Source organism: Pseudomonas sp. LG1E9, from assembly GCF_003290225.1.
GTDB classification, from domain to species: Bacteria; Pseudomonadota; Gammaproteobacteria; order Pseudomonadales; family Pseudomonadaceae; genus Aquipseudomonas; species Aquipseudomonas cyclaminis.
Genome location: NZ_CP029983.1, coordinates 1,903,782 through 1,927,033 on the forward strand (window position 1 = coordinate 1,903,782; position 23,252 = coordinate 1,927,033).

General features: G+C 62.6%; 19 protein-coding genes. 13 read left to right on the plus strand and 6 right to left on the minus strand.

What is annotated here, in order from left to right; all coding sequences use genetic code 11:
• Positions 1-215 precede the first annotated feature (215 nt).
• Positions 216-1,598: a multicopper oxidase family protein gene (locus tag DNK50_RS08945; RefSeq protein ID WP_099585030.1), complete on the plus strand. Its 1,383-nt coding sequence runs from the start codon at positions 216-218 to the stop codon at positions 1,596-1,598.
• Positions 1,598-2,095, plus strand: a complete 498-nt coding sequence (tadA, locus tag DNK50_RS08950) for a tRNA adenosine(34) deaminase TadA (RefSeq protein ID WP_112193627.1) — start codon at positions 1,598-1,600, stop codon at positions 2,093-2,095. The genes DNK50_RS08945 and tadA overlap by 1 nt, the downstream gene beginning before the upstream one ends.
• 79 nt (positions 2,096-2,174) lie before the next feature.
• Here the strand turns inward: tadA and cmoB are convergent, their stop codons facing one another.
• The 6 genes from cmoB to DNK50_RS08980 all read right to left on the minus strand — a co-directional run bounded on the left by cmoB (position 2,175) and on the right by DNK50_RS08980 (position 8,746).
• The gene (cmoB, locus tag DNK50_RS08955; protein WP_099585009.1) at positions 2,175-3,131 is read right to left on the minus strand and encodes a tRNA 5-methoxyuridine(34)/uridine 5-oxyacetic acid(34) synthase CmoB; all 957 of its coding nucleotides are present in this window, start codon (positions 3,129-3,131) and stop codon (positions 2,175-2,177) included.
• On the minus strand, positions 3,128-3,871 hold the full coding sequence (cmoA, locus tag DNK50_RS08960) for a carboxy-S-adenosyl-L-methionine synthase CmoA (protein WP_099585010.1): 744 nt from the start codon (positions 3,869-3,871) through the stop codon (positions 3,128-3,130). The genes cmoB and cmoA overlap by 4 nt, the downstream gene beginning before the upstream one ends.
• A gap of 36 nt (positions 3,872-3,907) precedes the next feature.
• A complete protein-coding gene (locus DNK50_RS08965; protein ID WP_112193628.1) occupies positions 3,908-4,564 on the minus strand; it encodes a lysoplasmalogenase in 657 nt (218 codons plus the stop codon).
• 1 nt (position 4,565) lies between these two features.
• Positions 4,566-4,955 carry a protease inhibitor I42 family protein gene (locus tag DNK50_RS08970; protein ID WP_112193631.1) on the minus strand — a complete coding sequence of 130 codons (390 nt, stop codon included), beginning with the start codon at positions 4,953-4,955 and terminating at the stop codon, positions 4,566-4,568.
• Positions 4,956-5,211: 256 nt separating this feature from the next.
• Positions 5,212-7,632, minus strand: a complete 2,421-nt coding sequence (gene lon, locus DNK50_RS08975; RefSeq protein WP_099585013.1) for an endopeptidase La — start codon at positions 7,630-7,632, stop codon at positions 5,212-5,214.
• 124 nt (positions 7,633-7,756) lie between these two features.
• Positions 7,757-8,746 (minus strand): GntR family transcriptional regulator, encoded by a 990-nt coding sequence (locus DNK50_RS08980; protein WP_099585014.1) that lies wholly within the window; start codon positions 8,744-8,746, stop codon positions 7,757-7,759.
• A gap of 336 nt (positions 8,747-9,082) precedes the next feature.
• Here DNK50_RS08980 and DNK50_RS08985 point away from each other — a divergent pair, with 336 nt between their 5' ends.
• From DNK50_RS08985 to DNK50_RS09040, 11 genes are all read left to right on the plus strand, one after another.
• Positions 9,083-10,405: an amidase gene (locus tag DNK50_RS08985; protein ID WP_112193633.1), complete on the plus strand. Its 1,323-nt coding sequence runs from the start codon at positions 9,083-9,085 to the stop codon at positions 10,403-10,405.
• Between the two features lie 11 nt (positions 10,406-10,416).
• Positions 10,417-11,295 carry a polysaccharide deacetylase gene (locus tag DNK50_RS08990; protein ID WP_003234086.1) on the plus strand — a complete coding sequence of 293 codons (879 nt, stop codon included), beginning with the start codon at positions 10,417-10,419 and terminating at the stop codon, positions 11,293-11,295.
• Positions 11,296-11,333: 38 nt separating this feature from the next.
• Positions 11,334-12,674, plus strand: a complete 1,341-nt coding sequence (locus DNK50_RS08995) for an MFS transporter (RefSeq protein ID WP_099585016.1) — start codon at positions 11,334-11,336, stop codon at positions 12,672-12,674.
• A 10-nt stretch (positions 12,675-12,684) separates the two neighbouring features.
• A complete protein-coding gene (locus DNK50_RS09000; RefSeq protein WP_099585017.1) occupies positions 12,685-13,446 on the plus strand; it encodes an SDR family NAD(P)-dependent oxidoreductase in 762 nt (253 codons plus the stop codon).
• Between the two features lie 77 nt (positions 13,447-13,523).
• Positions 13,524-14,273, plus strand: a complete 750-nt coding sequence (locus DNK50_RS09005; RefSeq protein WP_112193635.1) for an SDR family NAD(P)-dependent oxidoreductase — start codon at positions 13,524-13,526, stop codon at positions 14,271-14,273.
• Between the two features lie 13 nt (positions 14,274-14,286).
• Entirely contained in the window at positions 14,287-14,586 is a 300-nt protein-coding gene (locus DNK50_RS09010) for a hypothetical protein (protein WP_099585019.1), read from the plus strand.
• Complete coding sequence (locus DNK50_RS09015) at positions 14,583-15,557, plus strand: GTP-binding protein (RefSeq protein WP_099585020.1); 975 nt, start codon at positions 14,583-14,585, stop codon at positions 15,555-15,557. Before DNK50_RS09010 ends, DNK50_RS09015 begins: the two co-directional genes overlap by 4 nt.
• A complete protein-coding gene (locus DNK50_RS09020) occupies positions 15,554-16,729 on the plus strand; it encodes a PotD/PotF family extracellular solute-binding protein (protein WP_112193637.1) in 1,176 nt (391 codons plus the stop codon). The genes DNK50_RS09015 and DNK50_RS09020 overlap by 4 nt, the downstream gene beginning before the upstream one ends.
• Positions 16,730-17,716: 987 nt before the next feature.
• Positions 17,717-20,053: a bifunctional diguanylate cyclase/phosphodiesterase gene (locus tag DNK50_RS09030; protein ID WP_112193641.1), complete on the plus strand. Its 2,337-nt coding sequence runs from the start codon at positions 17,717-17,719 to the stop codon at positions 20,051-20,053.
• A gap of 195 nt (positions 20,054-20,248) precedes the next feature.
• Positions 20,249-20,917 (plus strand): methylamine utilization protein, encoded by a 669-nt coding sequence (locus DNK50_RS09035; RefSeq protein ID WP_112193643.1) that lies wholly within the window; start codon positions 20,249-20,251, stop codon positions 20,915-20,917.
• Positions 20,901-23,249, plus strand: coding sequence for an EAL domain-containing protein (locus DNK50_RS09040; protein WP_112193645.1), 2,349 nt, complete (start codon positions 20,901-20,903; stop codon positions 23,247-23,249). The genes DNK50_RS09035 and DNK50_RS09040 overlap by 17 nt, the downstream gene beginning before the upstream one ends.
• The last annotated feature ends 3 nt before the right edge of the window (positions 23,250-23,252 follow it).

Here is a 23,252-nt window from a genome sequence, read left to right on the forward strand (position 1 = left end):
TGGGAGGGGGCTTGCCCCCGATAGCAGTGTGTCAGTCAGCCTACTCTTATCTGATGCACCGTAATCGGGGGCAAGCCCCCTCCCACATTTTTGATCTTCATCGCAGTCCACAATTCAGCTGTGCGGCAATGCGAAGTCTTACTGTTTAGCCGATGCAGGTGTATCGTATCTGCCCTTTGCAGGCCGTGCGCCTGTGGCAGATACGTGAGGTTGTTGTGTCCCGATCCTTTTCCCGTCGACAAATCCTGGGTGGTCTTGCAGGCCTGGCCGTAGTGGGCGTCGGTGCCGGTGGCGCCTACCGCTACTGGCTGGGGAAAGTCGCCGAATCCGAAGCGGGTCACGATTACGAGCTGATTGCCGCACCGTTGGACGTGGAACTGGTGCCAGGCCACAAGACCCAAGCCTGGGCGTTCGGCCCCTCGGCACCGGGTACCGAGTTGCGTGTGCGCCAAGGCGAATGGCTGCGGGTGCGCTTTATCAACCACCTGCCGGTCGCCACCACCATTCACTGGCATGGCATCCGCCTGCCGCTGGAAATGGACGGCGTGCCCTACGTCTCGCAATTGCCGGTACTGCCCGGCGAGTACTTCGACTACAAATTCCGCGTGCCCGACGCCGGCAGCTACTGGTATCACCCCCATGTGAACAGCAGCGAAGAACTCGGCCGTGGCCTGGTCGGCCCGCTGATCATCGAAGAACGCGAACCCACCGGTTTCAAGCACGAACGCACCCTCAGCCTGAAAAGCTGGCACGTCGATGAAGAGGGCGCCTTTGTCGCCTTCAGCATCCCCCGTGAAGCGGCGCGTGGCGGTACGGCTGGGCGGCTGTCGACCATCAACGGTGTGTCCCAGGCAGTGATCGACTTGCCCGCCGGGCAGATCACTCGCGTGCGCCTGCTCAATCTCGACAACACCCTGACTTACCGCATCAACATTCCCGACGTCGAAGCGCAGATCTACGCGCTGGACGGCAACCCCATCGAACCGCGCCCGCTGGGCAAGGAATACTGGCTGGGCCCGGGCATGCGCATCTGCCTGGCGATCAAGGCACCGCCTGCGGGTGAAGAATTGTCGATCCGTAATGGACCGGTGCGCCTGGGCACCTTCCGCTCGGTAGCCAACACCGATGCGCCCACCGAATGGCCGCCCGCGCTGCCGGCGAACCCGGTCGCCGAGCCGGACCTGGCCAATGCGGAAAAACTCAACTTCAATTTCGAGTGGGTCGGCTCGGTGTCGGTCAACGTCGAAAACGGCAAGCCGCCCAGCCTGTGGCAGATCAACGGCCAAGCCTGGGACATCACCGACAAGACCTGCGCCGACCGCCCGATAGCCAAGCTGGAGAAGGGCAAAAGCTACATTTTCGAATTGAAGAACATGACCCAGTACCAGCACCCGATCCACCTGCACGGCATGAGCTTCAAGGTGATCGCCTCGAACCGCCACAAGGTGATCCCGTATTTCACCGACACCTACCTGCTGGGCAAGAACGAGCGCGCCCGCGTGGCATTGGTGGCGGATAACCCGGGGGTGTGGATGTTCCACTGCCACGTGATCGACCACATGGAAACCGGCCTGATGGCCGCCATCGAGGTGGCGTGATGCGCCAGATTCGCCCCACGGCGATCATCGACCGCAGCCGCGACCAGGACTTTATGCGCGAAGCCCTGGCCCTCGCCGCCCAAGGCGCGGCACTGGGCGAAGTGCCGGTGGGCGCGGTGCTGGTGCAGGACGGCGAAATCATCGGCCGAGGTTTCAACTGCCCCATCAGCGGCAACGACCCTAGCGCTCATGCCGAAATGGTCGCCATCCGCGCCGCCGCCCAGGCCATCAGCAACTATCGGCTGGTGGGCAGTACGCTGTATGTGACGTTGGAACCGTGCAGCATGTGCGCGGGGTTGATCGTGCATTCGCGTATTGCGCGGGTGGTGTATGGCGCGCTGGAGCCCAAGGCGGGGATTGTGCAGAGCCAGGGGCAGTTTTTTACCCAGGGCTTTTTGAATCATCGGGTGTTGTTTGAAGGTGGTGTGCTGGCTGAAGAGTGCGGCACAGTCTTGAGCGAATTCTTCAAGGCCCGCCGAGCCAAGCCGCCAATCTAAAGAACACGGATGAGCAAATGTGGGAGGGGGCAAGCCCCCTCCCACATTTTGATCTCCACTTTTTCAGAGAGATTGGGGATTATTTCCTGGCGATGATCACCGCCCGCATAGGCGCCGGCAGTCCTTCAATCGTCTTGCTGTGATCCTCAGGGTCGAGGAAGTCGCTGAGCGACTGATACTTCATCCACTCCGTACCACGCTGTTCTTCGACTGTGGTCACGCTCACATCCACACAACGCACATCGCTGAATCCTGCGCGGCGCAGCCACAGCATCAGTGCTGGCACCGACGGCAGGAACCACACATTGCGCATCTGTGCATAACGGTCTTCCGGCACCAGCACCTGCTGCTGATCGCCTTCCACCACCAAGGTTTCCAACACCAACTCGCCGCCCTTGACCAGGGTGTCCTTCAGCGCCAGCAAATGCTCGATGGGCGAGCGGCGGTGATAGAACACGCCCATGGAAAACACCGTGTCGAAGCCTTCCAGGTTCGCCGGCAAATCCTCAAACGGGAATGGCAGGTGCCAGGCCTTGGGTTCGGACAGGTAGCGCTGTACCGCCTGGAACTGGCAGAAGAACAACCAGTTCGGGTCCACGCCAATTACGCTGTCGGCACCGGCACCGAGCATGCGCCACATGTAGTAACCGTTGCCGCAGCCCACATCGAGGATGCGTTTGCCCTTGAGGTCCAGGTGCGGCGCGACCCGCGACCACTTCCAGTCCGAACGCCATTCGGTGTCCACATGCACGCCGAACAGGTGAAAAGGCCCCTTGCGCCACGGGCACAGGCCTAACAATGCGGTGCGCATTTGCGCACGGGTTTCGTCGTCGCAGTCGGTGTCCAGCACCAGGTCGTTCAGCAAGTCGACGTTGCTGGGCATGATCTTCGGCAGCGCATCCAACGCACTCTGCCAGCGCTCCAGGTCGCCATGGCCTTTTTCCATTTTGCTGTCGAGCTGCGCTTGCAGCCCTTGGGCCCATACGGCCAGGGGAGTACCGACCAAATGGCGGGCGAGGGGGGACAGATCAATCATGGCAGGGCAATCAACGAGGCAAAGTTAAGACACTGGAACCACGGCACGACTTTCGAGAAGCCGGCCGCCAGCAGGCGCTCACGGTGTTCTTCGAGGCTGTCGGGCTTCATGACGTTTTCGATGGCGCTGCGCTTCTGGGCGATTTCCAGTTCGCTGTAGCCGTTGGCGCGTTTGAACGCGACATGCAGATCGGTGAGCAGCGCATGTTCTTCAAGGTCATTGAAACGCAGCTTTTCCGAGAGGATCAATGCACCGCCGGGCAGCAGCGACTGACGAATACGCGACAACAAGGCCAGGCGCTCGTCGGGCGCGATAAATTGCAGGGTGAAATTCAGCGCCACCACCGAGGCCGGTTGGAACTGCAACGCGAGGATGTCGCCGTCGATCACCTCGACCGGCAGCAGCTCCTGGAACATCGAGTCCTGGCCATTGAGGTATTCGCGGCAGCGCTCGACCATCGCGGCCGAGTTATCCACAGCGATCACCCGGCAACCCTCGGTGCGCACATGGCGACGCAGGGCTTGGGTCACGGCACCCAGGGAAGAGCCCAGGTCATACAGCACGCTACCCGGTTGGGCAAATTGCGCGGCCAGCACGCCGAGGTTTTCGACGATAGTGGGGTAACCCGGCACCGAGCGCTTGATCATGTCCGGGAACACCCGCACCACATCCTCGTTAAAGGCGAAGTCCGGCACCTGGGGCAGGGGCTGGGCGAATAGGCGATCGGGTTCTTTGCTCACGGCTGTTCCGGCGACGATGGGGGAAAGGCCGGCATTTTAGCCAAGTTGGCCCTCGTGTGCGCGGGTTGTCTGATGGAATGCTGATGCGGTGATCCCCCACTGGCCAAGCCAATAAGTAGCGATCAACAAATACGGCGCCGCCTCGAATGCCACCACGAAGCGATTGATACCGATCAGTGCGTCGGAAAACACAAACGACACCGCGCCCGCCGCCGCCAACACTGCCGAGCGTTTCGGCACGTCGCTGCCCAATCGTGCCAGCGCGCGCCAGAGCATGGCGCTGATCACCAAGGCGTAAACCACCACGGGTATCAGCAAGTCGCCGAGCCCATGGGAAATCAGGATGCTCAGCAGAATCGCGCCCACGCCCAGTGCGAGAGCCAATGGCAACAACGCCAAACGACGGCAATCGCTGAAGTAGGCTTTGAGGTACGCGAGGTGAGCAAACAGAAACGCGCCGAGACCAAAGATAAACAGGTCGCCCGGCCAGGCCAGCAACACATCGCCGACCAGGGAAAAAATCAGCCCCAGGCTGATCCAGCGTCGATAGTCGGTGGGCGGTGCGTCATGCAGCCAACCCAACAACGCCAATATCGGCAGCGGCTTGACCAGCAGACACAGCAACATCGCGTGGGTGCTCAAGCCGTAGATAAACGTGGCCGCGCCCATCAACGCAAGAATCAGCCAGGGCATATCAGTTCACCGTAATGGCGCAGTCGAAAGTCTTGGCCGGCTCGGCTTCCGGCTCCCAAGGTTGTTGGGAGGTCAGGCGCAAACGGCCCTGGCCGGCAGTAAACGCCTGGAAGCGCCAGGTGGATTGGCCGCCACCGCCGATCACACCGGACTCTGAGCTGCTGTATACCTCCGGGCTCAGCGCTCGCAGCACACCGCCGGCGGAATCCTGGATGGCCCAGCGGTAGCCGGTGGTGGGGTTACTGGGCAGGGTGAGGATCAGGTTTTGCCCGGTTTTAAGCTGGAGCGGGCAGGCGCTCTGGTTGTCCACGCTGACGTTTTGCTTGGGGGCACTGGCGCATCCGGCCAGCAGGGCAAGGCTCAAGGGGAGAAACAGGCGGGCAGCGGTCATGAAGGCTCCGTTAATACACGACGAAGGGGGAGCATAACCGAAGATGAGACAAGGTGTGACAGGAGGGAAATGACAGAAGTGAGTGTGAGCTTGCTTGTTGTGGTGAGCGGGCTTGCCGCGCTGGGCTGCGCAGCGGGCCCAAAACCGAACGCCAGGTTTTGTCTGACAGCGCGCAGCGTTTTTCAGGGACGGCTTCGCCACCCAGCGCGGGGCAAGCCCGCTCACCACAGAGGCCTTCACAGACGCTAGAAGTTTGTCAGAAGAGCACCTTCGCCACATCCGCAAAGCGCTTGGCAAAGTGCACCGTCATGCCTTCCTTCAGATAGTCCGGCAACTCTTCAAAACTACCGCGATTCGGCTCCGGCAGAATCAGCTCGTGAATCTTCTGGCGCCGCGCCGCGATCACCTTCTCGCGCACCCCGCCGATCGGCAGCACATGCCCGGTCAACGTCAGTTCGCCCGTCATGGCCACGCCTTTTTTCGGCGCTTGATTGCGCGCCAGGGATAACAGCGCGCTGGCCATGGTCACCCCGGCACTCGGGCCGTCCTTCGGCGTAGCGCCTTCCGGTACGTGCAAGTGCACGAAGGCTTCGTCGAAGAACTTCGGGTCACCGCCAAACGACTTCAGGTTGGAGCTGATGTAGCTGTAGGCGATTTCGGCGGACTCTTTCATCACCTCACCCAACTGCCCGGTGAGCTTGAAGCCGCGATTGAGCGTGTGGATACGTGTCGCCTCGATTGGCAACGTCGCGCCGCCCATGCTGGTCCAGGCCAGGCCGGTGATCACACCGGTGCCGGACAGCACTTGTTCGTTGCGGAACACCGGCATGCCGAGGGAGCTTTCCAGGTCTTTGTTGCCGATCTTGATCACCGACTTCGGCTCATCCAGCAACTTGACCACCGCCTTGCGCACCAGCTTGCCCAGTTGTTTCTCCAACTGGCGCACCCCGGCTTCGCGGGCGTAGCCGTCGATCAACGCGCGCAGGGCGCCGTCGCTGATGCTCAGGCTGTTTTTCGAGACCCCGGCTTTTTCCAGCTGTTTTGGCCACAGGTGGCGTTTGGCGATGGCGACTTTTTCTTCGGTGATGTAACCCGACAGGCGAATCACTTCCATACGGTCCAGCAACGGGCCGGGAATCGAGTCCAGGGTGTTGGCGGTGCACACGAACAGCACTTTGGACAGGTCCAGGCGCAGGTCCAGGTAGTGATCGAGGAATTCGACGTTCTGCTCCGGGTCGAGGGTTTCCAGCAGCGCCGAAGCCGGGTCGCCCTGGAAGCTCTGGCCCATCTTGTCGATCTCGTCGAGCATGATCACCGGGTTCATCACTTCCACATCCTTGAGCGCCTGCACCAGCTTGCCCGGCAGGGCGCCGATGTAGGTGCGGCGATGGCCCTTGATCTCGGCCTCGTCGCGCATGCCGCCGACGCTGAAACGATAGAACGGCCGGCCCAGGGACTCGGCGATGGATTTACCCACGCTGGTCTTGCCCACGCCCGGCGGGCCGACCAGCAGTACGATGGAACCGGCGACTTCACCTTTATAGGCGCCCACCGCGAGGAATTCGAGAATGCGGCTCTTGATGTCATCCAGGCCGGCATGGTGCTTGTCCAGCACCTTGCGCGCGTGTTTCAGGTCAAGTTTGTCCTCGCCATACACGCCCCATGGCACCGAGGTGGCCCAGTCCAGATAGTTGCGCGTCACGGCGTATTCCGGCGAGCCGGTTTCCAGGATCGACAGTTTGTTCAGTTCTTCATCGATGCGTTTTTTCGCCTGGGCCGGCAACACCTTGCCTTCCAGGCGCTGCTCGAACTGCTCCACGTCGGCGCTGCGGTCGTCCTTGGTGAGGCCCAGCTCTTGCTGGATAACCTTGAGCTGTTCCTTGAGGAAGAACTCGCGCTGGTGTTCGCCGATCTTGCGGTTCACCTCGGCGGAGAGTTCTTTTTGCAGGCGCGCCACTTCGACTTCCTTGCGCAGCATCGGCAAGACTTTTTCCATGCGCTTGAGCATCGGCACGCAGTCCAGCACTTCCTGCAGCTCATTACCTGTCGCCGAGGTGAGGGCGGCGGCGAAGTCGGTGAGGGGCGACGGGTCGTTGGGGCTGAAACGGTTGAGGTAGTTCTTCAGCTCTTCGCTGTACAGCGGGTTGAGCGGCAGCAGTTCCTTGATCGCATTGATCAGCGCCATGCCGTAGGCCTTGACCTCGTCGGTCGGCTCGGTGGGCTGGTGCGGGTATTCGACCTCTACCAGGTACGGTGGGCGGTGGTGCTTGAGCCAGGTCTTGATGCGCACGCGGGTCAGGCCCTGGGCAACGAATTGCAGCTTGCCGTTCTCGCGGCTGGCGTGGTGCACCTTCACCAGGGTGCCGTACAGCGGCAGCGCGGAGGTGTCGAAGTGACGTGGGTCTTCCGGCGGCGTGTCCATGAAGAACAGGGCGAGGGAGTGGTGGTCGGATTTGCTCACCAGTTCCAGCGTCTCGGCCCACGGCTCTTCGTTGACGATCACCGGCAGCACTTGCGCCGGGAAGAAGGGCCGGTTGTGAATCGGGATGATATAGACCTTGTCCGGCAGGTTTTGCCCAGGCAGGGCCAGGCCGGTATTGGACGAAGGGGTTTCAGCGTTTTCTGGGTCGGCGTAATCGTTGAGGTCGTAATCAGGGAATTCTTGCTGGTCGCTCATGGGGCACCTGCATAAGGAAGTATGGAGGTTAGATGGGGCGGGCCAGCAGTGGTTTCAATGGTGGGAGTGAGATAGCAACATATTGCATAAATTATCTGCTGCCATGCGGTCGATGTGGGAGCATTCAGCTGATTTTGTGCAGGTAGGCGGGTAGGGGTTGCTCCGGCAATACCGATAACACCTTCAACCGCTGCAACATCCGCTGGCGTGCCCGTTGCAAATGTTCGCGCAGGTTCAACGCCGCCGCATCAAACGCGCCATGCAGCAACAGCTCCAGAATCAAGCGATGTTCAGCCAACATCGCCGGATCAGCGCCGATCCCCAGCAAACGGTAGAAAATCCGGCTGATGATCATCGGGCTCTGGCCCTGGCGAATCAGTGCGGCGATCTTGCGGTTTTGCATCCCGGCCAGGCAGCGCTGGTGCAAGTCTTCCTCGATCTGTTCGATGGCTTCCAGGCTGCACTCGGCGCTGTCCTGGGCATCCAGTACCCGCCGCAACATCGCTTCAAGCATCTCGCGGTCGAGGTCCGGTGCGCTCTGGCGCAGGGCCTCGGGCTCCAGGCAGGCGCGCAATTCGTAATCTTCGGTGACTTCCCGTGCGGTCAAGGGCCCGGCCAGCCATTGGGAATAAGGCTCTTTTTCCACCAGGCCCCGGTCGCGCAGGCGCATCAGCGCTTCACGTACCACTGCGCGGCTGACCCCATAATGGTCGGCGGCGGCTTGTTCATCCAGGCGGTAATGGCCGAACGCAATGCAGGTGGACAGCGCCGCGCCGATCTCCTCGACGATGCGCTCACCCAAGGGCCGGGTGTCCACCAGTTCAGCCTCGCCGTTCAGGCCCAGATGCGCATGGCTCAGCGGCAGCCGCAGCGGCTCCATGGCCAGCCCCTCGGGGTTGATCAGATAACCTCGGCCGGCGAAACGGCAGATCAAGCCTTCGGCATGCAGCAGGTCCAGGGCCTTGCGCACCGGCACGCGGCTGGTGCCGAACAATTCGGCCAACGGCGCTTCCAGTAAAACCAGGCCATGCCGAGCGGTGCCGTTGACGATCGCGTCGCGCAACACTTGGTGAATCATCGCGTAACGGGAGGCCGAGGCGGACACTGCTTTCATTACGTTCCCTGGGGCTTGTAGGACGGTGGCCGGGGATTCTCTCATAAGTTGCACCTGTCACTCTGTGCTACGTCGCTGGCACTTTTTTGGGGCCTGAAAGTGACGGCTGTTACTTTTCTGCACCAAAATGTACTTATTAATAAAAGATACATTATTTCATTGAGGGCGACTCACGAACGCAACGCAAGACTTTTTTGCCCTTATCCAAACCATCTATCCCGCAGTTCTGGACGGAAAACCGCAATCAGCTCCACGAGGCAAAATAGAGACTGGCACGAAAGCTGCCTTTGTAAGATGTACATTTTATGAATATGTACGTTTTACGAGGTTTTCCTGATGTCAGACGCCACGTCAATGGCCGAGGATTTCGCCAGCGGTCGCAGCGACCCGGTGCAAGCCCTCGAACAGGCACTCGATCAAGCGAGCCGCTTGGCCAGCGTTTTCATTTCCCTGACCGCCGAGCGCGCCCGCCGTGAAGCCGAAGCGTCCGCTGCCCGGTGGCGCGCCGGCCAACCTTTGAGCAGGTTCGACGGTGTGCCCGTGGCCTGGAAAGACCTGTTCGACGTGGCTGGCAGCGTCACCACCGCCGGCGCGGCTTACCGGCGCAACGCGCCTGCTGCCTTGCTCGATGCGCCGAGCGTGGGCCTGCTGTGCCGCGCCGGGATGGTCAGCGTCGGCAAAACCAACCTCAGCGAACTGGCGTATTCCGGCCTGGGCCTGAACCCGCATTTCGGCACGCCGCACAACCCTCATGGGGCGAACCAAGCGCGTATTCCCGGCGGCTCGTCCTCGGGTTCGGCCGTGGCCGTGGCCGCCGGGATTGTGCCGATTGCCATGGGCACCGACACCGCTGGCTCCATTCGCATCCCGGCCGCCCTCAACGGCCTGGTCGGCTATCGCAGCAGCAGTCGGCGCTACAGCCGTGACGGCGTGTTTCCCCTGGCCCACACCCTCGACAGCCTCGGCCCGCTGACCCGCAGCGTGCGTGATGCGCTGGCCATCGACGACCTGCTCCATGGCCGCGCCCAGACCCACAACGCCCGCAGCCTCAAGGGTCAGCACTTTGTGTTGGCGCAGCAGGACGTCGAGCCTGCGGTGCGCAACAACCTGCTGCGCGCCGTGGCGCAACTCCAGGCCCAAGGCGCGCTGATCGAAGAACGTGAATGCCCGACCTTCCAGGCCACCCTCGACCTGATCAAACACCACGGCTGGCTCGGATCCTTCGAAGCCTTCGCCCTGCACCAGAGCCTGCTCGACAGCGCCGATGCCGAGCAACTCGACCCCCGTGTGCGCCGCCGCCTTGAAGCTGCGCGCACGTTGCCGGCCAGCCAACTTATCCACCTGACCGATGCGCGCCGCCGCCTGCAACAGCAACTGCTCGACGACCTCGACGGCGCGATCCTGATCACCCCCACCGTGGCCCATGTCGCGCCGCCACTGGCACCGCTGGAAGCCGACGATGACCTGTTCATCAGCACCAACCTCGCCACCCTGCGCCTGACCATGCCCGGCAGTTTGCTCGACATGCCAGGCGTCAGTGTGCCCAGCGGCCGCGACGCCCAGGGCCTGCCCACCGGGCTGCTGCTCAGCGCCCCGACGGGGGAGGACGCGCGGCTGTTGCGCGCGGCCTTGTCTGTCGAATCCGTACTCAACATTTAAGGAGACACATCATGGCTAAAGACATTCTCTGTGCATTCGGCGTCGACGTGGATGCCGTCGCCGGCTGGCTCGGTTCCTACGGCGGCGAAGACTCGCCGGACGACATCTCCCGTGGCCTGTTCGCCGGTGAAATCGGCGCGCCGCGCCTGCTCAAATTGTTCGAACGCTACGGCCTGCGCACCACCTGGTTTATTCCCGGCCATTCGATGGAAACCTTCCCCGAGCAGATGAAGGCGGTGGCCGACGCCGGTCACGAAATCGGCGTGCATGGCTACAGCCACGAAAACCCCATCGCGATGACGGCCGAGCAGGAAGAAATCGTCCTCGATAAATCCATCGAGCTGATCACCCAGGTCACCGGCAAGCGCCCGACCGGCTACGTCGCGCCGTGGTGGGAATTCAGCAAGGTCACCAACGAACTGCTGCTGAAAAAAGGCATCAAGTACGACCACAGCCTGATGCACAACGACTTCCATCCCTACTACGTGCGCAAGGGCGACAGCTGGACCAAGATCGACTACAGCCAGCACCCCGACACCTGGATGAAACCCTTGGTACGCGGCGAAGAAACCGACCTGGTGGAGATCCCGGCCAACTGGTACCTGGACGACCTGCCGCCGATGATGTTCATCAAGAAAGCCCCCAACAGCCACGGCTTCGTCAACCCGCGTCACCTGGAAGAAATGTGGCGCGACCAGTTCGACTGGGTCTACCGCGAACACGAACACGCGGTGTTCACCATGACCATTCACCCCGACGTGTCCGGCCGCCCGCAAGTGCTGTTGATGCTTGAGCGCCTGATCGAACACATCCAGAGCCATGCCGGCGTGCGCTTCGTCACCTTCGACGAAATCGCCGACGACTTTATCCGCCGCCAGCCGCGTACCTGATCCCAACCCAAGCAGCCCCCACCTCCCGAGGCGCGATTATGTCCATCTACAACAAGCTTGACCTGACTGGCTGGAAACCCCGGCAACTGACGTCCCAGGAAGTGCGCTTCGCCACCTGGATCGCGTTTTTTGCCTGGGTGTTTGCGGTGTATGACTTCATCCTGTTCGGCACGTTGTTGCCGGAGATCGGCCGACACTTTGGCTGGGGTGAAGTGGAGCAAGCTGAAATCGCGACCTGGGTGGCGGTGGGTACTGCCGTGGTTGCCCTGGCCATCGGCCCAATCGTGGATAAATTGGGCCGCCGTAAAGGGATTATTTTCACCGTGGCCGGCTCTGCGCTGTGCTCGGCGCTGACGGCCATTGGCGGCGCGTGGGGCAAGTCGCCGCTGATTCTGATCCGTTCGCTGGGTGGCCTGGGGTATGCCGAGGAAACCGTCAACGCCACTTATTTGACCGAACTGTATGGCGCCTCGGAAGACCCGCGCCTGACCAAACGCCGCGGTTTCATCTACAGCCTGGTGCAGGGCGGCTGGCCGGTCGGTGCGTTGATCGCCGCCGGTTTGACCGCGTTGCTGCTGCCGATCATCGGCTGGCAGGGCTGCTTCATTTTCGCCGCGATCCCTGCGGTAGTGATCGCGATCATGGCGCGCAAGCTCAAGGAGAGCCCACAGTTCCAGATCCACCAGCGCATCAGCGAACTGCGTAAAAGCGGCGCGGTGAAAGAAGCGCAGAACGTCGCCGTGACCTACGGCGTGGATTACGACGAACACAGCAAGGCTGGCCTCAAAGCGGCGTTCCGTGGCCCGGCCCGTCGCGCCACGCTGGTGATCGGCGCGGCGCTGCTGCTCAACTGGGCAGCGATCCAGGTGTTCAGCGTGCTTGGCACGTCGGTGATCGTCAGCGTGCACCACATCTCGTTCGAGAACTCGTTGATCATCCTCGTGCTGTCGAACCTGGTGGGTTACTGCGGCTACCTCAGCCATGGCTGGATGGGCGACAAGATCGGCCGCCGCAACGTGATCGGCCTGGGCTGGATGCTCGGCGGGCTGTCGTTCGCCGGCATGCTGTTCGGCCCAAGCAACATGGCCATGGTGGTCGGGCTTTACAGCCTGGGCCTGTTCTTCCTGATCGGGCCGTACTCGGCGGCGCTGTTCTTTATCAGCGAAAGTTTCCCCACCAGCATCCGCGCCACCGGTGGCGCAATCATCCATGCCATGGGGCCGATTGGTGCAGTGGTCGCAGGCTTCGGTGCGACCCAAGTGTTGTCCGCCGGCAGCGACTGGCAGACCGCTGCGCTGTGGTTCGGCGCGTTGCCGTGCTTCCTGTCCGGCATGTTGATGTTTGCCGCCCGCCATGTGCGTCCGGAAACCGTTCAATAAGGAGCCATTGATGAGTCGTAAAGTTGCCTTGATTACCGGTGCCGCCAGCGGCATCGGTCAAGCCCTCGCCGTGGCCTATGCGCGCAGCGGCGTGGCAGTGGTGGGCGGGTATTACCCGGCCGACCCGCACGACCCGCAAGCCACTGTCGACCTGGTGGAACAGGCCGGTGGCGAATGCCTGATGTTGCCGCTGGACGTGGGCGATACCGCTTCGGTGGACGCCCTGGCCGCACAGGCCGTGCAGCACTTCGGCCGGTTGGATTACGCGGTCGCCAACGCCGGCTTGCTGCGTCGCGCGCCGCTGCTGGAGATGACCGATGCGCTGTGGGACGAGATGCTCAACGTCGACCTGACGGGGGTGATGCGCACCTTCCGTGCGGCGACGCGGCACATGAAGGAAGGCGGCGCGCTGGTGGCGATTTCCTCGATTGCCGGTGGCGTGTACGGCTGGCAGGAACACTCGCACTATGCCGCCGCCAAGGCCGGTGTGCCGGGCTTGTGCCGGTCGCTGGCGGTGGAATTGGCGGGCTTGGGCATTCGTTGCAATGCGGTGATCCCTGGGTTGATCGAGACGCCGCAGTCCCTGGACGCGAAAAACTCGCTGGGGCCGGAGGGCTTGGCGAAAGCAGCGCGGGCGATTCCGTTGGGCCGGGTAGGGCGGGCGGATGAGGTGGCGTCGCTGGTGCAGTTTTTGACCAGTGAGGCGTCGAGTTATCTGACCGGGCAGAGCATCGTCATCGACGGCGGCCTCACTGTGCGCTGGCCTGACTAACAGGTGTACTCGATCAAAATGTGGGAGGGGGCTTGCCCCCTCCCACATTGGAAGTGGTTTTTTTCAGGAGTTTTTGCATGAACCAACTGACTAACCGCCGGGCCGTGATCACTGGCGCTGGCAGCGGCATTGGCGCCGCCATCGCCCGTGCCTACGCTGCCGAAGGCGCGCGGCTGGTGCTGGCCGACCGCAACGCGGCCAGCCTCGCCGAAACCGCGATCACCTGCCGCAACCTCGGCGCCGAGGTCTTTGAATGCCTGGCCGATGTGGGCACCGTCGAAGGCGCCCAAGCCAGTGTCGACCGTTGCGTCGAACACTTCGGCGGCATCGACATTCTGGTCAACAACGCCGGCATGCTGACCCAGGCGCGTTGCGTCGATCTGTCCATCGAAATGTGGAACGACATGCTGCGCGTCGACCTCACCAGTGTGTTCGTCGCCAGCCAGCGCGCCTTGCCTCACATGGTCGCGCAGCGTTGGGGGCGGATCATCAATGTGGCCTCGCAACTGGGCATCAAGGGCGGCGCCGAACTGACTCACTACGCAGCCGCCAAGGCCGGCGTGATCGGCTTTACCAAATCCCTGGCGCTGGAAGTGGCCAAGGACAATGTGCTGGTCAACGCCATCGCCCCCGGCCCGATTGAAACGCCTTTGGTCGGCGGTATCAGCGACGACTGGAAGCGCGCCAAGGCCGCCGAACTGCCCCTGGGCCGCTTCGGTTTGGCGGATGAAGTCGCGCCCACCGCCGTGCTGCTCGCCAGCGAGCCGGGCGGCAATCTGTTCGTCGGCCAGACCCTGGGCCCGAACTCCGGCGACGTCATGCCATGAGTGAGGTGTAGCCATGTGCGGACTCTGCGGATTGCTCGGCGAAGACCTGCACTGGAGCGACCCCCTGGGCGACGAATTGCCCCGGCGCCGCGAGCGCCTGCGCCGTATTGCGGCGATCAACCAGGTGTTGGCGGTGTTCCGGCTCAAGGTCGAAGACTTCCAGGGCGCTTCCTATCTGCTGTTGGGCGCCACCGGCAAACAAGCATTGGCGAGCGGCCTGGATCAACTCTGGCAAGCGGCCGAAACCATGCTCGGCCGCCCGCTGGACCCCCTCGATGCCCGGCTGTTGGATCACCTGGAGTCCGCCCCATGAGCATCGCCCTGAATGTCATCACCGGCTTCCTCGGCAGCGGCAAGACCACTTTGCTCAAGCGCCTGCTGCAAGGCGAAAGCCTTGGCGATACCGCACTGCTGATCAATGAATTCGGCGACGTCGGCATCGACCATCTGTTGGTCGAAGAAGTCGCGCCCGACACTGTTCTGCTGCCCAGCGGCTGCGTGTGCTGCTCGATCCGTGGCGAACTCAAGGACGCGCTGCTCGGCCTGTTGCAACGCCGCGAGCGTGGCGAAATACCTGCGTTCAAACGGGTGATCCTGGAAACCACCGGCCTGGCCGACCCGGCGCCGATCCTCGCCACCCTGAACAACGATGTGCAATTGCGTGGGCGTTTTCACATTGGCCTGGTGATCACTCTGGTCGACGCCAGCCACGCCGCCCTGCAAGAACGCCTGCACCCGGAGTGGCTGGCCCAGGTGGCGGCCGCGGACCGTTTGCTGCTGAGCAAGACGGACCTGGCGGGCGACTGCGAGCCACTGCGGGCGCACCTGCGGGCACTCAACGCCGGCACGCCGATCCTCAACACCCATGACATCCACAGCGGCGATCAACTGCTGCTCGGCGAGGGCCTGCGCAGCGCCGAGCCGACGGTGGAAGTCAGCCGCTGGCAACTGCATCAAACCACCAGCGCCACCCACGGCGCGGCGCAAGTGTGCAGCCTGACCTTCGACCAGCCGCTGGATTGGGTGGGTTTCGGGGTGTGGTTGTCGATGCTGTTAAGATGCCACGGCGAACGAATCCTTCGCGTCAAAGGACTGCTCAACGTGAACGCCAGCAACGCTCCCATCGTCATTCATGGCGTGCAGCACTGCCTGCATGCCCCGGTCCATCTGCCTGCGTGGCCGGGCACGGATCGGCAATCGCGCCTGGTGTTTATCCTGCGCGGCCTGGACCCGGCGCTGCTCCGGCGATCCTTTGAGGCGTTCTCGCGGCGGTTCGCCGGATGATCACCCTACGTGTCCTCGGCACCTCCGTGACCTTGCTCGAAACCTTGCGCGTTCGGGCTGAACAGGAACTGGGCATTCGGCTGATCTACCAGGTACACGACGTCGAACAGGCCCAGCGCATTGCGGTGATGCAGCCCGACAGCTACGACCTGTACGACCAGTGGTTTCACAACGTCGACTTTGTGTGGCCGGCCCGTGCGATCCAGCCCATCGATACACGACGCATCGCGCTGTGGCATGAGATCAACGACCTGCCCAAGCGCGGGCGCCTGTCCTCCAGCGACCGCCTGGGCAGTGGCAGCGTGCCCAGCGAGCGCTTATTCGTGCAGCACGACGGCAGCCTCGGCAGCACCGTCACCGAACGCATCAGCATGCTGCCCCTGACCCACAATGCCGACAGTTTCGCCTACCGCCCCGAGCGTCTGCCCGAAGGCTTTTGCCACGGCAACGAGAGCTGGGGCTGGCTGCTGGACCCGGCCTGGCGCGCACGCACGGCGCTGCAAAGTGACGCCGCCATCGGCGCCCTGGATGCCGCGCTGGCGGTGCAGGGCGCAGGGCTGGCCCGTTTTAACGACATCGGCAACATGAGCATCGAAGAGATCGACGTGTTGGCTGACATTCTGGTGCGCAAGCAGAAGGAGGGGCACTTCGCGGCGTTCTGGTCCGACGATGAAGAGGCGGCGCAATTGATGCTCAGCCCGAACGTTGATATCCAGAGCCTGTGGTCGCCGACCTTGATGCGCTTGCATCGCGCCGGGGTGAAATACCGCCTGGCCGTGCCCCGCGAAGGCTATCGCGCCTGGTTTGGCGGTTTGTCGCTGTCGCGCCATGCCCAAGGCCCGGTGCTGGATGCGGCCTATGCCTACCTCAACTGGTGGCTGTCCGGCTGGCCCGGCGCGGTCATGGCCCGCCAGGGTTACTACATCGGCAACCCGGCGCGCAGCCGCGATCACCTGAGCAGCGCTGAGTGGGATTATTGGTATGCCGGGAAGGCTGCTCGGGAAGAGTTGTTGGGGAGTGATGGGTTGCCGTTGATTGATGTGGGTGAGGTGCGGGACGGGGGGTCGTATGAGCAGCGGATGGGGCATATCGCTGTGTGGAATTCGGTGATGGATGAGCACAACTACCTGGTGCGCCGGTGGGGGGATTTCATGCGGGCGCGCTGTGTTTGATTGAGTGGGCTGGGTGATCGCTCGGATAAAAAATGTGTGCCCCACCACTCGGTGCCTCGCCTAGGCTCGGCATGCCCGTAATCCGACATTGATTTGGGGGGCCGCCGCCACGCGCCATCCATGGCGCAGGGCGGCTAAACCGGCATCCCTGCCGGTTTACCCCCCAAATCAATATCGAATTCCGGCCATCGTGGTTGACGGGGCGATTCCCGATCAAAAGCAAGAGCGCGGCGGCCTTAGAGCCGACCGGTGTTGTGTCGGATGTACTGGGTTAAAAATGTGGGAGAGGGCTTGCCCTCGATAGCTGTGGATCAGTCACAGCTGCATCAGCTGACACTCCCCCATCGGGGGCAAGTCGAATCGTCGCACCGCCCCTCCCACATTTTGATCTCCATATATCAGATAGATCTCAGACTGCTGTAGATCTGCTTTAGATCTGCTTTTGCTCTTGCTCTTACATCCTTTTCGCTGACGAAGTCAGCGGTCTTTTGATCTGCGCTTTTGATCGTGATCTTGATCTTAGGCGCCCCGTTAAACACGCTGGCCGAACGCAGGCTTGAATCCGTGGGTAACCCGGCAGGACGCCGGGTTAGCCGCGCTGGGCCAAGGATGGCCCATCGCGGCGGCCCACGGATTCAAGCCGGAGTGAGGGCACACCGAGCCTAGGCGAGGTGCCGAGTGTTGGGGCAAGAGCCCTTTGGTTACTTTGGGGCTTTTCCAAAGTGACCCGCCGTAAGGGCGGAACCAATATCCGCCATCACCCAAATAACGGATATGCCCACACTCAACCCCAGGGTCGCCAATAAACCGCCACCCAACTCCCCGATTTTATTGGATGCACTCCCCCCAACTCCCAGCTAATCTCCTCAAACCAAATACTCACTCCAAATAGATGTTTTTTTGACGCCGGGTCAGCTGTCGCAAGGAATGCACATGACACAACGACGTAGTGGCAGAAAGCGGCGAACACTGCCAGAGGGCACCGCCATGACGTGGCGCCATACGTTCCAAACCCGTATCGCCGGGGTGCTGGCGTTGCTGCTGCTGGTGGTGGTCGCCGCCACCTATTTCGCCGTCAAGGCCGCCACCACCCGCGCGGTGGAGAACCAGGCACAGGTCCAATTGAAAACCGGAACCCAGGTGTTTGAACGCCTGCTGGACCTGCGCGGCCGTCGCCTGCAATACGGCCTCGGTTGGCTCACCGCCGACGGCCCGTTCAAGCAGGCCGTGGCCGAAGGCAAGACGGTGCCGATTCTGGCCGCGCTGCGGCGGCATGGTACCGGCATCCGCTCCAGCGAAGTGTTTGTACTGGGCCCGGAGGGCAAGGTCGTGGTCAGCACCTTGCCCATCTTTACGCGCGGGCAGCTTTTTCCCTATGACAACGCCTTGCGCCAGGCACGGCGCAACGGCTTGCAAATGCTGATTGTGGCCCTGGACGGGCGACCTTACTTGCTGGTGCAGGATCAAGTACTCGATCCATTGCCCATCGCCCGCGTCGTCATGGGCTTTCCCATGGACCAACTGTTTGCCAATGAACTGCGCTCCATGAGCAACCTGGAGGTCTCGTTCCTCAGCGTGCAGGGCGGCAAGCCTGGTCCCTTGTTCAGCACCCAGCCTGAGGCTTATCAGGCCGCCATCCTCAGCCTGCTGCACGATGCGCCGCTGAACCCGCAGGCGCAGATCCAGTCGTTTTACGGTCAGCGCGTGCTCAGCCGAGTGTTGCCGCTCGCCAACTCCGGTGACGGCGACGACGTGCGCGTACTGCTGCAAAGCCCGCTGGACCACGCACTGGAATCCTTTGCGCCACTGGATCGGCAGTTCCTCGGGATTGCCCTGGCGGTGCTGCTGGTGTCGTTGGCCGGCGCGTTGTTCCTGGCGCGGCGGGTGTCGCGCCCGCTCAACGCGCTGGTGGAGGCGGCCGGGCGCATCGGCGCGGGTGACTACCGCACGCCGGTGCGGGTGCGCAGCCACGATGAATTCGGCCTGTTGGCCCGTGCCTTCAATGCCATGCAAAGCGGCATCGCCGTGCGCGAGCGGCAACTGGCCCATAACGCCCTCCACGACCCACTGACCGGCCTGCCCAATCGCGCCCTGGCAATGGAGCGCCTGGGCAGTGCGATCAGTGCGCGGCGGCCGGTGGTGTTGCTGTATCTGGGCATCGAGAACTACCGCGTCATCAACGAAGGCTTCGGCCCGCAAGGCGTGGAAGAGATGATGCGCGAAGCCAGCCGGTGTCTGTCCATGAGCCTGTTGGCCAGCGACACGGCTGCACGCATCACCGGCAGCGAATTCCTGTTGCTCCTGGAAAACACCGAGATCGACCGCGCCGTGGCCCGCGCCGACCGCCTCTACGCGCTGCTCACCGAACCCCAGCGCATCGGCAGTCACGAAGTGCGCCACGAGGTCAGTATCGGCATCGCCGCGTACCCCGCCGACTGCCAGCACGTGGAAGAGTTGATCAGCCGCGCCGCGATTGCGCGCCACGATGCAACGACGCTGCCCGGCTATCTGCAGGTCTACCAACAGGACCGCGACCTGGCACACCAACGGCAGATCAGCCTGATCCGCGACCTGCGTCGTGCGGTCGTCGAAGGTCAGTTGTACCTGTGCTACCAGCCCAAGCTCGACCTGCTGCACGGCCAGGTACGCCAGGCCGAAGCCTTGCTGCGCTGGCAGCACCCGACGCTGGGGCTGGTGTCGCCCGCCGAATTCATCCCCCTGGCCGAACGCACCGGCAGCATGGGTGGCCTGACCCAGTGGGTGATTGAAGAAGCGATTCGCCAGATCGGCGAATGGGCGCAGCGCGGACTGCCTATTCAGCTGTCGGTGAATATTTCGGTGGACGACCTGGCCGATGATGAACTGGCGGTCCGTGTCACCACTTTGCTGACGCGCTACAACGTGCCGGCCCAGCAACTGATTTTCGAGATCACCGAAAGCGCGATCATGCACAACCCGCAGCAGGCCCTCAGCGTGCTGGAGCAACTGCGCGACTGTGGCATCAGCCTGTCGGTGGATGACTTCGGCACCGGCTATTCGTCGCTGGCGCAATTACAGCGTCTGCCGGTGCAGGAGTTGAAGATCGACCAGTCGTTCGTGCGCAACCTCGACAGCGCCACGGGCGATGGTGTGATCGTGCGCTCCACCATCGAAATGAGCCACAACCTGGGGCTTAAGGTGGTGGCCGAAGGCGTGGAGTTCGAGCCGAGTCTCAAGCTGCTCAAACAGTGGAACTGCGATACGGCCCAGGGCTACCTCATCAGCCGGCCACTGAATGCCATGGCGTTCGAGAGGTGGATGCGCTGCGAGCACGCGCAGGTCTGATGACCCGCTGCTACAGTTTCTATGGTCCAGGCCGATAGGCTTTACAAGGCTTGACCGTTTGCACAGTTATTTACCGACCAACGGTCAAGTATCCAGCGCTATTGAGTGATGGCATTATGCCTTGATTGCGGCATCATGACCGCACATCGCTGTGCCAAGGCTGGCCGCTCATTTTCCATTTTTTGCGGATCGACCATGGCCCGAATTTTTCCTTCGATCTCCCTGATGCTGATGCTGGCGGGCTCTGCCTCGGCGGCCACGCTGGACCTGTCGTTCAAGCAGGCCGATGGCAGCCCGGTGGCGGATGCGATAGTCACACTGCAAGGCCCGCCCGCCGCATCGGCCGGCGTGCTCACGGCCAATATGGACCAACGTGGCCAGCGCTTCGCCCCCCATGTGCTGGCGGTCCATACCGGCACCCAGGTGCGTTTCCCCAATAGCGATAACATCCGGCATCAGGTGTATTCCTTTTCTACGGCCAAACGTTTCGAATTGCGCCTGTACGAAGGCACGCCCGCCGAGCCGTTGCTGTTCGACAAACCCGGCGTGGTGGTGCTCGGCTGCAATATTCATGACTGGATGCTCGGCTACATCTACGTCACCGACGACCCGCACTTTGGCGCCAGCAACGCCCAGGGCCAGGTACGCCTGGAGCAGCTGGCGCCCGGTGATTACCACGCCACCCTGTGGCACCCGCAACTGAAGGATATGCAGCCGTTGGACGGCGGCACCTTGCACGTGCCCGCCGCAGGCCTGAGCCACAACGTAGTGCTGGCCCTGGAGCCCGCGTCCGAAGACCTTCCGCCCACGCCAAGCGCCTTTGGTGATGCCTTCAATCGAGCTGCCCGTGAAACTGCGCAGTAGTTTCCAGGCGCGCGTCGCCAGCGTCCTGATCCTGCTGTTGCTGGTGGTGATCGGTGCGCTGTATTTCAGCGTCAAGGCAGCCACCAGCTCAGCGGTGCGCAGCCAGGCGCTGGCCCAGCTGGATGTGGGGGCGCGGGTCTTCGAACGCTTGCTGGACGTACGCGGTCGGCGCCTCGCCGACGGCGTGCAACTGCTCGCGGCCGACTTCGGTTTTCGCGATGCCGTGGCCAGCGGCGACTCGGCGACGATGCGCTCGGTGCTGCTCAATCACGGCAAGCGCATCAACGCCAGTGACATGATCCTGCTGGGCATGGACGGCAAAGTCCTGGCCAGTACTCTGAGCGAAGTGCCCGAAGGCTCGACCTTCACCTATGACCAGTCGCTGCGCGAAGCCCGGCGCAATCGCCAGGCCATGCTGATCGTGCCGCTGCAAGGCAAGCCGCACCTGCTGGTGGAAGCCTCGGTGCTGGCGCCGCTGCCGATTGCGCGGGTGGTGATGGGCTTCAGCATGGACGGCGCGTTCGCCGGTGAATTGCGTTCGTTGAGCAACCTGGAAGTGTCGTTCCTGGCGATCGAGAAAGACCAGCCTGGCGAGTTGGTTACTACCCAACCCCAAGCGCTGCACGAGAGCATCCAGGCACTGATGCAGGGCGATTCCACGCGCCGAGGCGTGTCCACCACCGATCACCTGGAACAGAGCTTCCTCAGTCAGTCGCTGGTGTTGGCCAGCGATGAAAACGGCAAAGTCCTGGCCTTGCTGCAGAGCCCGCTGGACGCGGCGATGCAAGCCTTTGTGCCGTTGGATGAAAAGATCCTGGTCATTGCGTTGGTCGCGTTACTGGCGTCGCTGATGGGTGCCTTGCTGCTGGCGCGTAGCGTGTCGCGTCCGGTACAGGCATTGGCGTTGGCGGCCGAGCGTATTGGTCAGGGCGATTACCAGACGCCCGTCGCCCTGGCCCGCAGCGACGAGCTGGGCTTGCTCGCCAGTGCGGTCAACTCCATGCAAAGCGGCATCGCCGAGCGCGAACAGCAGCTTGCCCACAATGCCTTGCATGATCGCCTCACCGGCCTGCCGAACCGCGCACTGGCCATGGAGCGCCTGGGCAGTGCCATTGCGTTGAATCGACCGGTCGCCTTGATCTACCTGGGCATCGACAACCTGCGTGCCGCCAGCGAAACCGCCGGGCCGGATGCAGTGGACCAATTGCTGCTGGCCGTCTGCCGTCGCCTGGAGGCGGTACTGCGTCCTGGCGATACCCTGGCGCACCTGATCGCCGACGAGTTTCTGCTATTGCTCGAAGGCGCCGGCAGCGACGAGGCGGTGGGCATGGCCGACAAACTCCAACAACTGTTGCTGCGCCCCCAGCGCATCAACGGCCATGACTTGGCGCTGGACTGTCGCCTGGGTATCGCGGCATTCCCGGCCGACGGTGAAAGCCCGCACACCCTGCTTGAGCGTGCGGCCATCGCCATGAAAGACGCCGCGCAAATGCCCGGTCGCCTGCAAATCTACGAGCACGGCCGTGACCTGGCGCACCGTCGCCAGATCACCCTGATCCGCGACCTGCGCCACGCGCCTAACCAGGGCCAGTTGCTGCTGCATTACCAGCCCAAGCTGGACATCCGCCAGGGCACCGTACGTCAGGCTGAAGCCCTGTTGCGCTGGCAGCATCCGCAGTTCGGCATGGTCTCGCCGGCGGAATTCATTCCCCTGGCCGAACGTTCCGGCAGCATTCAACTGCTGACCCACTGGGTGATCGAAGAGGGCATTCGTCAGCTGTGTGAATGGAACCGCCGTGGCCTGTACCTGCAGTTGTCGCTGAACATCTCGGCGGACGATTTACTCGGCGATGAGCTGGCCCACCGCGTCTCGGCGTTGCTGCGTCGCTATGGTTTGCCGGCGGAGCAACTGGTGTTCGAAATCACCGAAAGCGCAGTGATGCGTGAGCCGGAAAAAGCGCTGAAAGTCCTGCACCTGCTGCGTGATTGCGGCATCAGTCTGTCGGTGGATGACTTCGGCACCGGCTATTCGTCGCTGGCTCACCTCAAGCGCCTGCCGGTGCAAGAGTTGAAGATCGACCAATCCTTTGTCCGTAACCTCGATGAAACCAGTGAGGACGCGGTGATCGTGCGTTCCACCATCGAGATGAGCCACAACCTGGGCCTCAAAGTGGTCGCCGAGGGCGTTGAATACGCCCACAGTCTGCGTCTTCTGGAGCGCTGGCAGTGCGACACGGCCCAGGGTTACCTGATCAGCCGGCCCTTGAGCGCCGACGCTTTCGAAGCCTGGGTGGCGTTGCCCCTCAGTGCGCAAACTTCCCTGGTTCATTGAGTG

What these genes read in the sequence shown, in the direction of transcription:
- DNK50_RS09035 (WP_112193643.1), top strand. Translation starts at nt 20,249, where the DNA reads ATGGCCCGAATTTTTCCTTCGATCTCCCTGATGCTGATGCTGGCGGGC.
- DNK50_RS09020 (WP_112193637.1), top strand. Translation starts at nt 15,554, where the DNA reads ATGATCACCCTACGTGTCCTCGGCACCTCCGTGACCTTGCTCGAAACC.
- DNK50_RS08970 (WP_112193631.1), bottom strand. Translation starts at nt 4,955, where the DNA reads ATGACCGCTGCCCGCCTGTTTCTCCCCTTGAGCCTTGCCCTGCTGGCC.
- DNK50_RS08985 (WP_112193633.1), top strand. Translation starts at nt 9,083, where the DNA reads ATGTCAGACGCCACGTCAATGGCCGAGGATTTCGCCAGCGGTCGCAGC.
- DNK50_RS08980 (WP_099585014.1), bottom strand. Translation starts at nt 8,746, where the DNA reads ATGAAAGCAGTGTCCGCCTCGGCCTCCCGTTACGCGATGATTCACCAA.
- cmoB (WP_099585009.1), bottom strand. Translation starts at nt 3,131, where the DNA reads ATGATTGATCTGTCCCCCCTCGCCCGCCATTTGGTCGGTACTCCCCTG.
- DNK50_RS08965 (WP_112193628.1), bottom strand. Translation starts at nt 4,564, where the DNA reads ATGCCCTGGCTGATTCTTGCGTTGATGGGCGCGGCCACGTTTATCTAC.
- DNK50_RS08990 (WP_003234086.1), top strand. Translation starts at nt 10,417, where the DNA reads ATGGCTAAAGACATTCTCTGTGCATTCGGCGTCGACGTGGATGCCGTC.
- DNK50_RS09005 (WP_112193635.1), top strand. Translation starts at nt 13,524, where the DNA reads ATGAACCAACTGACTAACCGCCGGGCCGTGATCACTGGCGCTGGCAGC.
- lon (WP_099585013.1), bottom strand. Translation starts at nt 7,632, where the DNA reads ATGAGCGACCAGCAAGAATTCCCTGATTACGACCTCAACGATTACGCC.
- DNK50_RS08995 (WP_099585016.1), top strand. Translation starts at nt 11,334, where the DNA reads ATGTCCATCTACAACAAGCTTGACCTGACTGGCTGGAAACCCCGGCAA.
- DNK50_RS09030 (WP_112193641.1), top strand. Translation starts at nt 17,717, where the DNA reads ATGACGTGGCGCCATACGTTCCAAACCCGTATCGCCGGGGTGCTGGCG.
- DNK50_RS09015 (WP_099585020.1), top strand. Translation starts at nt 14,583, where the DNA reads ATGAGCATCGCCCTGAATGTCATCACCGGCTTCCTCGGCAGCGGCAAG.
- DNK50_RS09010 (WP_099585019.1), top strand. Translation starts at nt 14,287, where the DNA reads ATGTGCGGACTCTGCGGATTGCTCGGCGAAGACCTGCACTGGAGCGAC.
- tadA (WP_112193627.1), top strand. Translation starts at nt 1,598, where the DNA reads ATGCGCCAGATTCGCCCCACGGCGATCATCGACCGCAGCCGCGACCAG.
- DNK50_RS09000 (WP_099585017.1), top strand. Translation starts at nt 12,685, where the DNA reads ATGAGTCGTAAAGTTGCCTTGATTACCGGTGCCGCCAGCGGCATCGGT.